The sequence below is a fragment of the Mesorhizobium intechi genome, from assembly GCF_002879535.1.
Classification (GTDB): Bacteria; Pseudomonadota; Alphaproteobacteria; order Rhizobiales; family Rhizobiaceae; genus Mesorhizobium; species Mesorhizobium intechi.
In genome coordinates, this window is record NZ_PNOT02000127.1 from 1 (window position 1) to 11,510 (window position 11,510).

General features: G+C 63.8%; 13 protein-coding genes and 1 pseudogene. 4 read left to right on the forward strand and 10 right to left on the reverse strand.

What is annotated here, in order from left to right:
* From miaB to C1D09_RS11305, 10 genes are all read right to left on the reverse strand, one after another.
* Nucleotides 1-1,049 (reverse strand): tRNA (N6-isopentenyl adenosine(37)-C2)-methylthiotransferase MiaB (miaB, locus tag C1D09_RS11260; protein ID WP_143974329.1); only part of this gene is annotated, 1,049 nt, incomplete at its 3' end.
* Nucleotides 1,050-1,126: 77 nt separating this feature from the next.
* The gene (gene olsA / locus C1D09_RS11265) at nucleotides 1,127-1,927 is read right to left on the reverse strand and encodes a lyso-ornithine lipid O-acyltransferase (protein WP_143974330.1); all 801 of its coding nucleotides are present in this window, start codon (nucleotides 1,925-1,927) and stop codon (nucleotides 1,127-1,129) included.
* Between the two features lie 27 nt (nucleotides 1,928-1,954).
* Entirely contained in the window at nucleotides 1,955-2,449 is a 495-nt protein-coding gene (gene rimI, locus C1D09_RS11270; protein ID WP_143974331.1) for a ribosomal protein S18-alanine N-acetyltransferase, read from the reverse strand.
* A complete protein-coding gene (gene tsaB / locus C1D09_RS11275) occupies nucleotides 2,449-3,126 on the reverse strand; it encodes a tRNA (adenosine(37)-N6)-threonylcarbamoyltransferase complex dimerization subunit type 1 TsaB (protein WP_143974332.1) in 678 nt (225 codons plus the stop codon). The genes rimI and tsaB overlap by 1 nt, the downstream gene beginning before the upstream one ends.
* Nucleotides 3,127-3,222: 96 nt before the next feature.
* Complete coding sequence (locus C1D09_RS11280; protein WP_143974333.1) at nucleotides 3,223-4,326, reverse strand: DUF1513 domain-containing protein; 1,104 nt, start codon at nucleotides 4,324-4,326, stop codon at nucleotides 3,223-3,225.
* A 2-nt stretch (nucleotides 4,327-4,328) separates the two neighbouring features.
* Nucleotides 4,329-5,408, reverse strand: a complete 1,080-nt coding sequence (locus tag C1D09_RS11285) for an imelysin family protein (RefSeq protein WP_143974334.1) — start codon at nucleotides 5,406-5,408, stop codon at nucleotides 4,329-4,331.
* Nucleotides 5,408-7,003, reverse strand: a complete 1,596-nt coding sequence (locus C1D09_RS11290) for a di-heme oxidoreductase family protein (RefSeq protein ID WP_143974335.1) — start codon at nucleotides 7,001-7,003, stop codon at nucleotides 5,408-5,410. Before C1D09_RS11290 ends, C1D09_RS11285 begins: the two co-directional genes overlap by 1 nt.
* 12 nt (nucleotides 7,004-7,015) lie before the next feature.
* Nucleotides 7,016-7,501 (reverse strand): bacterioferritin, encoded by a 486-nt coding sequence (gene bfr, locus C1D09_RS11295; RefSeq protein ID WP_010913300.1) that lies wholly within the window; start codon nucleotides 7,499-7,501, stop codon nucleotides 7,016-7,018.
* Entirely contained in the window at nucleotides 7,467-7,778 is a 312-nt protein-coding gene (locus C1D09_RS11300) for a (2Fe-2S)-binding protein (RefSeq protein ID WP_143974336.1), read from the reverse strand. Before C1D09_RS11300 ends, bfr begins: the two co-directional genes overlap by 35 nt.
* Nucleotides 7,779-7,890: 112 nt before the next feature.
* Nucleotides 7,891-9,180: an imelysin family protein gene (locus C1D09_RS11305; protein ID WP_143974337.1), complete on the reverse strand. Its 1,290-nt coding sequence runs from the start codon at nucleotides 9,178-9,180 to the stop codon at nucleotides 7,891-7,893.
* Nucleotides 9,181-9,241: 61 nt separating this feature from the next.
* On the opposite strand from C1D09_RS11305, the gene C1D09_RS11310 reads away from it, so the two are divergent.
* The 4 genes and pseudogenes from C1D09_RS11310 (at nucleotide 9,242) to C1D09_RS11325 (ending at nucleotide 11,466) form a co-directional block, all read left to right on the forward strand.
* On the forward strand, nucleotides 9,242-9,439 hold the full coding sequence (locus tag C1D09_RS11310) for a hypothetical protein (protein WP_143974338.1): 198 nt from the start codon (nucleotides 9,242-9,244) through the stop codon (nucleotides 9,437-9,439).
* Nucleotides 9,440-9,614: 175 nt separating this feature from the next.
* Entirely contained in the window at nucleotides 9,615-10,868 is a 1,254-nt protein-coding gene (locus C1D09_RS11315) for an NAD(P)/FAD-dependent oxidoreductase (protein ID WP_143974339.1), read from the forward strand.
* Between the two features lie 36 nt (nucleotides 10,869-10,904).
* Nucleotides 10,905-11,135: a ribbon-helix-helix domain-containing protein gene (locus C1D09_RS11320; RefSeq protein WP_143974340.1), complete on the forward strand. Its 231-nt coding sequence runs from the start codon at nucleotides 10,905-10,907 to the stop codon at nucleotides 11,133-11,135.
* 5 nt (nucleotides 11,136-11,140) lie between these two features.
* Nucleotides 11,141-11,466, forward strand: a pseudogene (locus tag C1D09_RS11325) (type II toxin-antitoxin system RelE/ParE family toxin).
* Nucleotides 11,467-11,510: the final 44 nt, after the last annotated feature.

Here is an 11,510-nt window from a genome sequence, read left to right on the forward strand (position 1 = left end):
GCCTCGAAATCGGCCTCCGTCTCGCCGGGGAAGCCGACGATGAAGTCGCCGGACAAGGCGATGTCGGGCCGCGCGGCACGAATGCGATCGAGCAGCGCCAGATAATCCCTGGCCGTATGCCTGCGGTTCATCGCCTTGAGGATGCGGTCGGACCCCGATTGCACCGGCAGATGCAGATAAGGCATCAGCGACGGCAGGTCGCGGTGGGCTGATATGAGCTCGTCATCCATGTCGCGCGGGTGGCTCGTGGTGTAGCGCAGCCGCGCCAGTCCGGGGATTTCGGCCAGCCGGAACAGCAGGCGGCCAAGGCCCCATTCCTCGCCGTTCGCGCCCTGGCCGTGCCAGGCATTGACGTTCTGGCCGAGCAGCGTCACCTCGCGCACGCCGGCTTCGGCCAGGCGTTCGGCCTCGGCGACGATCTGCGCCACCGGCCGCGACACTTCCGAGCCCCTCGTATAGGGCACGACGCAGAAGGTGCAGAACTTGTCGCAGCCTTCCTGCACGGTGAGGAAGGCGGTGACGCCGCGCTTGATGACCTCGGCGCGCTTGGGCTGTGGCAGATGGTCGAACTTGTCTTCGATGGCGTAGTCTGTCTCGACGATCTTCTCGCCGCCGCGCACCCGCGCCAGCACGTCGGGCAGGCGGTGATAGGTCTGCGGCCCGATGACCAGGTCGACAGCCGGCGAGCGCTTGATGATCTCGGCACCCTCGGCCTGCGCCACGCAGCCGGCGACGCCGATCAGCATTTCGCGGCCGGCAATGGCGCGCTCCGCCTTCATGTCGCGGATGCGGCCGAGCTCGGAATAGACCTTTTCCGCCGCCTTCTCCCTGATGTGGCAGGTGTTGAGCAGCACCAGGTCAGCCTCGTCGATGGCATCGGTCGCGGTGTAGCCGTCGGCGGCCAGCGCATCGCCCATGCGCTGTGAATCATAGACGTTCATCTGGCAGCCATAGGTCTTTATGAAGACCTTTTTCGCTGCCGTGGCGCGCACCGCCGGCTGTCCGGCCGCGGTGCCGATGTCGTCGCTTTCAATCGTGTTCAAGTCCATCCGGCGGCTTCTAGCGCCTTTCCGTGACAAAAAACAGACGATTCTCGGCATGTGCCCGGAGGCGCACGACCCGTGCTCTAGCGGCTCGGGCGCGGATCGGCGAGTGCCGCCTGCATCATCTCGCGCACCTGGCTTTCCATCAGCCTGGCCGTTTCCTTGCGGTTCGAGCCCTTGGCAAAGGCGACCGGCTCGCCGAAATGGACCTCGACGTCAAGCGCGCCTTCCGCCATCAGCACCTTGAGATGCGGCATCAGGTCCTCATCCCCGATCCAGGCCGAGATGGGCCGGTGGCGGCGGCCGAGCGGCACGCCGTGCAGGCGCGTATAGGCGATCGCCACCGGCTGGATGAACACCTGCTCGGCCGCGCCCTCCGAAAGCGCCATCGAGGCCGCACCGAACAACGTGCTCTTGAACGGCAGGACGGCATTGCCGTCACCGGTCGATCCCTCGGCGAACAGCACCATGGCATCGCCCTTGGCCATGCGATTGGCGATCTCGCTTGCCTGGTCGCCGGAAGAACGCTTGCGTTCACGCTCGATGAAGACGGTGCGCTGCAGTTTCGACAGCATGCCGATCAGCGGCCAGCCTTCCATATCGGCCCTGGCGATGAACTTCACATCGGCAAAGGAGCCCAGCACCATGATGTCGGTCCAGGAGATGTGGTTGGAGGCAACCAGCAACGGGCGCTTGTCGGACAGCATTCCGTTGACATGGACGCGCATGCCGAGCGCCCTGAGGATCAGCCTGTGCCAGATCTTGAGAATAACGGTTTCCGGCCACCAGCCGGTCTTCATCGACAGGATCTGCAACGGCACCAGGACCAGCGAACTGGCGACGACAAGGCCCAGGGCCAGGAAAATCCTGATTTTTGCGATCATGCTGTCCTGCGCCTACCCGACCTCTGGCTAGCGAAGATCGCGGCGCATGACAAGCGCGCCGGTCGGCCCGCGATCGGGCGACTTGTAGTAGTCCGGGCGCTTGCCGACTTCGCGGAAGCCCAAGCGACGGTAGAGGGCAATGGCGGCGACGTTGGTCTCGTCGACCTCGAGGAACAGCGCTTCGGCGCGCTGGGCGTGCAGTTCGCGCAGCACCGCGTCCATCAACTGCCAGCCCAGTCCCTGGCGGCGGTGCGGTCGTGCCACCGCGACCGTCAGGATCTCGCCCTCGCCGGCGGCAAGACGGGCCAGCACGAAACCGACGGGCGGCTTGGCGCCCTGCCCGGTCTCGCGAGCGGCGTAACCGAACACGGTGTTGTGCTCGAGCAGGGCGGCGAACTCGCCGTCGGTCCACGGCCGGACGAAATCCTCGCGATGCAGCAACGAAACCGCGGGGCTGTCGGTGATCCTGAGCGGCTCGAGAGCATAGTCCCGACGACGCGGCTGCAGAAAAGGTATGCGCATCAATTTTGTTGCCTTGATAAAATGAACCCTGCCTGCGGCTTGGCGTCCGCGCCGCGCAAATATAGCGGTTTAGGCCTCTCGCCCTCGCCCTTGGCCACAGCCAGGCGGGCGTAGATGAGTATATCGGCGGTCGCTGTCTGTGGCCCGATATCGAGCCCAAGCCCGGCTAGGCCCGCAATCCGTGCCGCCGCGGTGCCGGCCAGCACCGCAGAATTATCCATCGCCAAGGCAGTGGCTTCAGGCAGAGTGGCTACTGCCGGACCGTAAGTCAAAACTAACGCTTTGTCGTACAGTGCCGCGTGGATTTCCTCGCGACCGGCATCCAACGCCGCCAGCACGGCGCGGCCGCGAAATGTCGCCGCCGCCTCGGTGGCCAGCGCTTCGAGCGTCGTCACGCCGATCGCCGGGATCTTCAGCGCCAGCGCCAGGCCACGCGCAGTGGAGACACCAACACGCACACCGGTGAAGGAGCCGGGGCCGACGGAAACGGCAATGGCGCCCAGGCCGGGATAGTCGGTTTCGGCGGCGTTCAGCGCCTCCGCGATGACGGCCATCAGGTGCTCGGCATGACCCTTGCCGAGATCGAGCACCGCGCGGCCAAGCTCCCGCCCGGCCGCCGCGTCGTAGACGCAGGCGGCGCAGAGGCTGGCAGCACAGTCGATGGCAAGCACTTTCATGAAACGACCGGTTCCGAGAAACACTTCCCTGTGCCCGCCAGGGCGCGCCACCGCAAGCATAATTTGTTAAGCGGCTTCGGTTCCGCCAGCGCGCCGTCAGCCCTGTTCGATGCGCAGCATGTGGTTGTCCCAGACATAATCCGGCTCTGACCGTGTCGCGCCGCTGCCCTCGACAATCTCGCCGGCGCCGGTGGTGGCCATGAAGCCCGATCCATCCGGCGCCAGGCCGCAGACCTCGACCAGCGCGCTGGACGAGACGATCCGACCGCCGGCCGCGTCGATCACGACGAGCGAATTGCCTTCGGGCGACGACACGGCGACGGTGCCGGCGGTCGCGTTGGCGGCGACCGAGCCGATATAGTTGCGGAAGCCGGACAGTACGTCCTGCGGCATGTCGAGCAGCTGCAACTCCTTGCCGCGCATGGCGCGGCCGACCAGCTGCGGACGATCCGTGCCCGGCCCCCGGTACTGGCAGCCAAACCAGATGGTGCCGGACGGGTCGGTATCCATGTGGCGGATCGACAGCTGGTGCAGGGAAGCCGCCAATTCATGCCTTTCGATGAGGTCGCCGGTGACGCGGTCGATGAGCACGTAGGACGGCTTCATGGTGGCGATGTTGAGCTCGGCACGGCCATAATCGGGATGAGTCTCGATGCCGCCATTGGCGACCGCGATCGTCCGGCCGTCGCCCATCAGCAGGAGTTCGTGCGGGCCTACGCCATAGGTCGGGAATTCGCCGATGCGGCTGAATTTGGCGCGTGCATCGTAGACGCCGACGACGCCGGCCGCATTGTCGAAATCGTTCTCGGTGGCATAGAGCAGGGCGCCGTCGGGCGAGAAGACGCCATGGCCGAAGAAATGCCGGCCGGTGATGCTGGCGATGGTCTGCGGGGCATCGCGCCCGGTGTGGTCGAACACCACGGCGAAGGTACCGGGCTGGCGGGCAAAGACCACCGAACGCTTCGACAGGCGATCGAAGGTGACGTCATGGCCGCGATCGGGCAGGTCGATCGCATGCAGCACCTTGCCGGACTCTGATAGGACGGCGACGCCAAAACCACCGTCACGCTTGACGAAAGCACTGGCGAAGACGGCATCCGCCGCGAGTGTGTTTGCCCAGGCCGACGGCCCCATCGCCGCAGCGAAGCCTATGCCTGCGGCCCTCAGGAAATCCCGGCGATCGATGAGCGGGGTGCGCATGCTCAGTCCCCATCCAATGACGAAAATCCGGCGGTCAGGCCGAATTCGGCGGTCAGCCTGGTGCCGATCAGGGTCGACAGGCTGGAGGTGATCAGCGCGAAATGCTCGAGCTTTTCGCGCAGGGCCGGGTCGGCGAGCGTCTTGTCGATCGGACGCTGAATGGATTTCGCGGTGGCGACGCCGTTGACCAGCTGGATGTGGATGGATTCCGCCACCCAGCGTGCATCGGGCGGTAGGGCATCGCCAAGTTTCGAGGCTTGGAACAGCGCATCGATCCCAGCGAGATTCCCGGCCAGCGCATTGGCGGTGTTTTGCGAGCGCCAGTAGATCGCCTGTTTCGGCTTGTCCGCATCCGGCTTGCCGCCAAGGAAGCCTTTCAGGCGGACATCCCTGACCATTTCCAGCTCGTTGATGAAAACACCGACCAGTTCGGTGACCGCTTCGTTGCCGTCGCGGTAGAGTGCGTTCTGCGGTCCCGGATTGGCCCAAAGCGCGGCAAAACCGTCCGGCTTGTTCCAGGCCGCGCTGACGTCACCAGCCATGGTTTCGACATTGCCGACAACCGCCGCGCCATAGGCGCAGCGATAGGGATCGTCCTTGCCCGCCAGCGCGTCGGCGCCGTCGCCGAAAAGCACGAACTCCAGCGCGGCGAGCCCCTGCATGGCGACACTCTTGCCGGCCAGTTGTTTCGGATCGGTTGCCGTCGGATCCTTGTCCGCCAGCGCCGCCTGCACCTGTTTCAGGCCTATGCTCTTGCGATCCGGCCAGTAGAGGATGCGCTCCAGCCGATTGTTCTCCTTGATCGGCCCGAAACCGATGATTTCGACCGACGACCAGGCATAGACCGTGGCTGAGAATTCGGCCCGCACCGCATCGAGCTGCCCCTGCGAGGGCGCTTCACAGAGCTTGTGCATCGCTTGCGTCAACGCTTCCGCATGCTGGTGCAGATTGGCATAGGCCGGACGGACAAAGCCGTCGACCGCCCGCTGGATGATGTCGGAGGCTTTCACCGCCGCCGCGGCGGGGAAAATGCCGAGCAGAGCGAGCGGAAGAACGAGAACCAATGCAGAGCGCTTCAGCATCACAGTGACTCCAGGAATTTGACCAGCGCATCGCGCTCGGCCCCGTTGGCGGCGACAAAGCGGTCGCGCGCCTTCTGCGCCTCGCCGCCATGCCACAGGATCGCCTCGGTCAGGCTGCGCGCGCGGCCATCATGCAGAAAGAAGGAATTGCCGTTGACAATTTCGGTGAGGCCGATGCCCCACAGCGGTGGGGTGCGCCATTCGCTTCCCGTCGCATCGCCCACCGCCTGGCCGTCGGCCAGGTCGGGTCCCATGTCGTGCAGCAGGAAATCGGAATAAGGCCAGATCAGCTGAAAGGCCTGCGCCTTGTCAGGCGCATCCCGACGAGTGACGAATTTCGGCGTGTGGCAGGAAACGCAGCCGATCTCGTAAAAGAGCTTCTTGCCGGCGAGCACATCAGGCGCGGCGAGATCGCGGCGCGCTGGCACCGCCAGGTTCTGCGAATAGAAGGTGACTAGATCCATCACCGGCGGCGGCGCCTCGACGGGACCGAGGCGCGCCTGCACACCATTCGGCATGGCCAGGCATTTTGCCTGTGCGGTGGTGCAATCGCCCCAGTGCTTTGATTCTTCCGGCGTCGAGATGCCGATGTCGCCGGCGAAGGCGTCCGCCGCCTGCTGCCGGATCGTTGCGGTCTGTGCCTTCCAGCCGAAACGGCCTAGCGTCGGTTCGCCACTCAGCGCGTCACGCACGATGTTCGGCTTGCCGGAGATGCCGTCGCCGTCAAGGTCTTCCGGATCGGCATGAGCAAGAATGTCAGCCGGCGCGATCTGCTCGATCAGTCCAAGGCCGATCATCGGGGGCGTCAGGCGCGGCGACAGCGTGGTGCGCGGATCGAGCGGCCCGTAGGCGAGATCGGTGACGGAGTAGATGGGCTTGCGCAGGGAAAGCGCCGTGCCGTCCGCCAGCGTCACCTGCCGTTCCCGATAATCGACGCGCATCCGGCCTTCACCGCGCAAGCCGGGCACGGCCACCTCCTGCAACTGCGTTCCATAGGTCGGGTCGGGGAAATTGGGCAGATCGCGGTTGGCAATGGCCGACTTTTCCTCGGCGCTGGTGGCGTCGCGCGCCAGCCGCAGGAACATCGAGGTGGTGCCGGTATCGCCTTGCGGCGGGCGACCGCGGCCGTCCTTCAGATGGCAGTTCTGGCAGGCGCGTTCGTTGAACAGCGGACCCAGCCCGTCCGACGCCTGCGTCGAAGATGGCGACGACACCCAGTTCTTGCGGAACAGGGCGTTGCCGAGCTTGAAAGTGCCCTCTTCCTCGAAGGTGATGTTGGCCGATGATTGCGAGAAGGCGTCGCGGCCGACGTCCTTCCGCGACGTGCCGGCGCCACCTTGCATCAGTTCGAATGGCTCGGGTCTGGAGAAATCCGTGGTCGGCCTGGTGACGGCGGTGACGCGCGCCTGATCCTTGGCACTGAGGTCGCTGCGCGTGGTGGCGAGCCCGGCCGGCTCGCCGGCAAGCGCGGACGATGTCAGCGCCAACACGAGAATGGTGCAGTGCCGACGAGCCAGTCGGGCTGGTCTCTTCTGGGGAAACGGCGAGCCGTCGGCCCGCCGCAAGCGGCGCGGTAATTCTAGCAGGCGCCGCATTCCCGCATGCCTTTACTCCGCCTCGTTCGCCGCGTCGGCGTTGAGCTGGCCGTACTTCTCCTCGCCGATCGAGGCGAGCAGGTCGAGCTGCGTCTCGAGGAAGTCGATGTGACCTTCCTCGTCCGCCAGCAGATCCTCAAACAGTTTCATCGTCACGTAGTCGCCCACCTCATGGCAGATTTCGCGCGAACGCTTGTAGGCCGTGCGCGCGTCATATTCGCCGGCAAGGTCGGATTCGAGCACTTCCTTGACGTTCTGCCCAATGCGTAGCGGCGCCACGGACTGCAGGTTCGGATGGCCTTCGAGGAAGATGATCCGGGCGATGAGCCTGTCGGCATGGTGCATTTCCTCGATCGATTCCGCCCGCTCCTTCTTGGCCAGCTTCGTGTACCCCCAATCCTCCAGCAGACGGAAATGCACCCAATATTGATTGACGGCTCCAAGCTCCAGGAAAAGAGCCTCGTTAAGCCGCTCGATGATCAGACTTTCGCCTTTCATGGGTTCTGCTCCCGTATTGGACGCGCAGGCCTCTGACGCGATCCAGGTGTGAAACGACATCGACGCCGCTCGTCTCCGAGCGGGCGTGGTAATTTTCGGTAACCCGAATGATCGTTTCGACCACATTTGGGAAACAGCCGCAACAGCGGCCACGCTTTTGCATCGCGTGATAGACCTTGGCCGGCACGATGAGTTGCCAGGGGTCCAGGTCCAGCAGCCCGATGATCGTCTGCTCTATCTCCTTCTCGGTGATGATGTTGCAATGGCAGATCAGCATTTACAGTGCCCGGATGGCTGACGGCGCCTCCCGCGCCGTGTGGCTTGTTCTGGCCCCGGAGCCCGTTTCGAAGCCGACTATCAGCTTCCGGCCGGGCTCGAGGTTTCGGCGCTTACTTGAACACCTTGTCGGGTGCGTCGAGGCTGTCGGAGCCTTCGAAGGCGATGGCATTGAGTTTCAGCGAGGCGACGCCACGTTCGATCGACTTGGTCTGATCGATCAGGGCGTCGATCGCCGCCTGCACGGTGGCGTTGCCCGCCGCGTTACCCTCGGCGATCTGCTGGTCATAGGCCTCGCCGGCCTCGGCCCGCGCCTTGATCGCCTCCATCTTGGCGACGGTGACGTCGAGTTTGTCGGACAGCTCCTTGTCGATCGCGGGATCGGCCGCCTTGACCATGTCATGCACCGAAGGTCCCGAAACGACAGTGCCGTCGAGGCGCGTGTATCTGGCCAGGTAGGCGGCGCGGATGCCGATCGCATCGTAGAGGTGCGAATTGTAGGTGTTGTCGGAGAAGCAGTCTTGCTCCTCCTCGGGATCATGCAGCATCAAGCCTAGTTTCATGCGTTCACCGGCCAGTTCGCCGTAGGACAGCGAGCCCATGCCGGTGAAGATGATCGAGATCGCCGTATTCGTGTCGCCATCGGCGAGGTTCTTGCGTGCGACCCCGTCTTCCTTCCAATCGTCGACCATCTTCTGCAGGTCCGAAACCAGAAGGGTGGTCGCGGACTTCAGATATTCGGCACGGCGATCGCAATTGCCGCCAGTGCAGTTCTTGAGATCGTAGTCGGTGTAAGGGCGCTCGCCGGCGCCCGGGCCGGTGCCGTGCAGGTCCTGGCCCCAGAGCAGGAATTCGATGGCGTGATAGCCGGTGGCGACATTGGCCTCGACGCCGCCGGCTTGCTGCAACGTGCCGGAGAGGAATTCCGGCGAAAGCTTCGAGGCATCGACCTTCTTGCCGTTGATCTCGATTTCCTTGTTGGCGATCACATTGGCCGTATAGAGGGAATTCGTGTCCGATTCCGTGCCGTAGCTCTTGGCGACATAGTCGATCAGTCCTTCGTCCAGCGGCCAGGAATTCACCTCGCCTTCCCAGTCGTCGACGATCTTGTTGCCGAAGCGGTAGACCTCGGTCTGCTGGTAGGGAACGCGCGATGCCTTCCAGGCGTCGCGGGCGGCATTGAGCGTTTCCGCCGACGGGTTGGCCAGCAGCGCATCGACCGCCTTGTCGAGAGCCTGCGCCGTGGTCAACGAATCCTCATATTTGGCAAGCGCGATATCGGAATAGGTCCTGATGACCGCTTTCGCGTCGGTTTCCGCCTTGGCAGGCAGCACGAACACGGCCGCGGTCAGCAGCGCCGTGGCACCAATCGCCGCCAGTCTGCCGCCATATCGTGCTGTCATTATCACTCTCCAGTTTCTCGGAAATTCCATAAGCGGCGCGCGCGGCGGCCGGCGCGAGGCCATGCCGCTGCCAAAAGCGCCTAGACTTGCCGCGCCATTGCGCGGTTGGGGGAAGAAAGACACCAAAATGCCTCCAATCGAACGGGTTCAAGGCCCATACATCAAAGGGATGCGCCAATATGCAGGCTTCCATAAAGCTTCGACGCCGATGGATGTCAACGAAAATCTACAGGAAAAGCCAATTGAAACAATAGTTTAGAATTATTCTAAACTGCAGAAGTCAAGTTTACATCTCGGCTGCATCGGCTTCGCTGTCGAACTGCACGATTGACAGCCGCCGTTCCGGGTGCGACCCGCAAACCCTCTCTTGCGGCGGCGCCAGACAATTGCCACCTGCCAAGAGATCCTAGGATCGAATCAGGATTTGGGACGCGATGAAGAACGGCGTGGTCATTGTCGGTGCGGGTCATGCGGGCGTGCAAGCGGCCGCCAGTCTGCGCGAGGACGGCTATGACGGGCCGGTGATCCTCATCAGTGACGAGAACGAACTGCCCTACCATAAGCCACCGCTGTCGAAGACATTCATCAAGGATGCCGAGGCCAAACCGCAACCACTTAGGGGTGAGGCCTTCTATACCGGCAGCGCCATCGACTACCGGCCGGGCGTGCGGATCGAGCGCATCGATGCCGGCGGCCGCGGCCTGGAGATATCAGGCGGCGGCGTGCTTGCCTTCGACCATCTGATCCTGGCGACCGGATCGCGCCCGCGCCTCCTGCCGCTGCCAGGCGCTGATCTGTCCGGCGTCTTGTCGTTGCGCTCGCTGGCCGATGCCCGACGGATCCGCGACTTGAGCGCACGGAGCGAAGATGTGGTCATCCTCGGTGGCGGCTTCATCGGGCTGGAGATCGCCGCGACGCTGCGCGCGGCCGGCCGCACGGTGACGGTGGTGGAAGCGGTCGACCGGCTGCTAGGGCGCGCCGTTGCCCCTGTGGTGGCGACCCATGTCCGCCAACGGCTGGAAGCGGGCGGCGTGCGCATCCTGACTGGGACGTCGATTTCAAGGCTCGAAGGCGAAAACGGTCATGTCCTCGCCGCGATCACCTCGTCGGGCGAAAGGCTGCCGGCGGGCATGGTCATCGTCGGCATCGGCGCCGTGCCCAACGTCGAACTGGCGCAGGACGCCGGCCTTGCCATCGCCAACGGCATCCGCGTCGATCACCAGATGCGCAGCTCGGTGCCGGAAATCCTGGCCATCGGCGACGTCGCCTCCTACCGGCACTGGTTCACCCGCGGCGATGTGCGGCTGGAATCGGTGCAGAACGCAACCGACCAGGCCCGCCTTGCGGCGCGCACCATCACCGGCCACGCGGATGCCTATTCGGCGGTGCCATGGTTCTGGTCCGATATTGGCGACATGAAGCTGCAGATGGCCGGGCTGACCGCCGGCGGCGACAACCATGTCGTGCTGGGCGACCTGCCCGACAACAAGTTCTCGATCTACCACTATGCCGGCGACCGGTTGCTCGGCATCGAATCCGTCAACCGCCCCGGCGACCACATGCTTGGCCGCAAGATGTTGGGCGCCGGCTTCTCACCGACGCCGGAGACGGTGGCAATGGGTCCCGAGGGGTTGAAGACGGCCCTGGCTGCCTTTCAGAGCATGGAGCCCGCCAAGGCCAGAGCATAGGATCGCCAATTTTGCCATAGCCCATAAAATGGCTGAATGAGCACTATGAATATCTCACTGCCCGACAGCTTGAAGCACTTTGTCGATCAGCAAGTGACGGATCGCGGCTATGGCACGAGCAGCGAGTATGTGCGTGAATTAATCCGCCGCGACCAGGACCGTCAACTTTTGCGCGGTCTCCTCCTTGATGGCGCGTCATCGGCGCCAGGTGCTCCCGTTGATGATGACTATTTTGCCGCGCTGCGAAAACGGGCGCAGGGCCAATAATCTAAGTGGCTACAAAGGCGATTATTCCTCGAAACCTACCCTCCGGGATATCGAGGATGCTGTTGACTACTATGTGCGTGAAGTTGGTTCGCATGTGGCATTGGGCTACGTCGAGGAGCTTCAAAACGCCTACAGATTGATAGCGAGCCATCCGGGATCTGGCTCGCTTAGGTTTGCCTACGAAATTGGATTGCCTGGTCTGCGCACTGTGCAACTCAAGCGCTATCCATATCTGATCTTCTGTCTTGGGCAGCCCGACCATATCGATGTGTGGCGGGTGCTGCATGCCAAGCGGGACATTCCCGCCTGGCTACAGAATCCAAGCTCCTGACGGCACATTTTACCCTCTCCCTCGTGGGGAGGGTCGCTGCGAAG

Excerpts from the sequence above, each read along its gene's own strand:
- C1D09_RS11320 (WP_143974340.1), top strand. The coding sequence starts at position 10,905 with ATGAGCACTATGAATATCTCACTGCCCGACAGCTTGAAGCACTTTGTC.
- olsA (WP_143974330.1), bottom strand. The coding sequence starts at position 1,927 with ATGATCGCAAAAATCAGGATTTTCCTGGCCCTGGGCCTTGTCGTCGCC.
- bfr (WP_010913300.1), bottom strand. The coding sequence starts at position 7,501 with ATGAAAGGCGAAAGTCTGATCATCGAGCGGCTTAACGAGGCTCTTTTC.
- C1D09_RS11280 (WP_143974333.1), bottom strand. The coding sequence starts at position 4,326 with ATGCGCACCCCGCTCATCGATCGCCGGGATTTCCTGAGGGCCGCAGGC.
- C1D09_RS11300 (WP_143974336.1), bottom strand. The coding sequence starts at position 7,778 with ATGCTGATCTGCCATTGCAACATCATCACCGAGAAGGAGATAGAGCAG.
- tsaB (WP_143974332.1), bottom strand. The coding sequence starts at position 3,126 with ATGAAAGTGCTTGCCATCGACTGTGCTGCCAGCCTCTGCGCCGCCTGC.
- C1D09_RS11305 (WP_143974337.1), bottom strand. The coding sequence starts at position 9,180 with ATGACAGCACGATATGGCGGCAGACTGGCGGCGATTGGTGCCACGGCG.
- C1D09_RS11310 (WP_143974338.1), top strand. The coding sequence starts at position 9,242 with ATGCCGCTGCCAAAAGCGCCTAGACTTGCCGCGCCATTGCGCGGTTGG.
- C1D09_RS11315 (WP_143974339.1), top strand. The coding sequence starts at position 9,615 with ATGAAGAACGGCGTGGTCATTGTCGGTGCGGGTCATGCGGGCGTGCAA.
- rimI (WP_143974331.1), bottom strand. The coding sequence starts at position 2,449 with ATGCGCATACCTTTTCTGCAGCCGCGTCGTCGGGACTATGCTCTCGAG.
- C1D09_RS11290 (WP_143974335.1), bottom strand. The coding sequence starts at position 7,003 with ATGCGGCGCCTGCTAGAATTACCGCGCCGCTTGCGGCGGGCCGACGGC.
- C1D09_RS11285 (WP_143974334.1), bottom strand. The coding sequence starts at position 5,408 with ATGCTGAAGCGCTCTGCATTGGTTCTCGTTCTTCCGCTCGCTCTGCTC.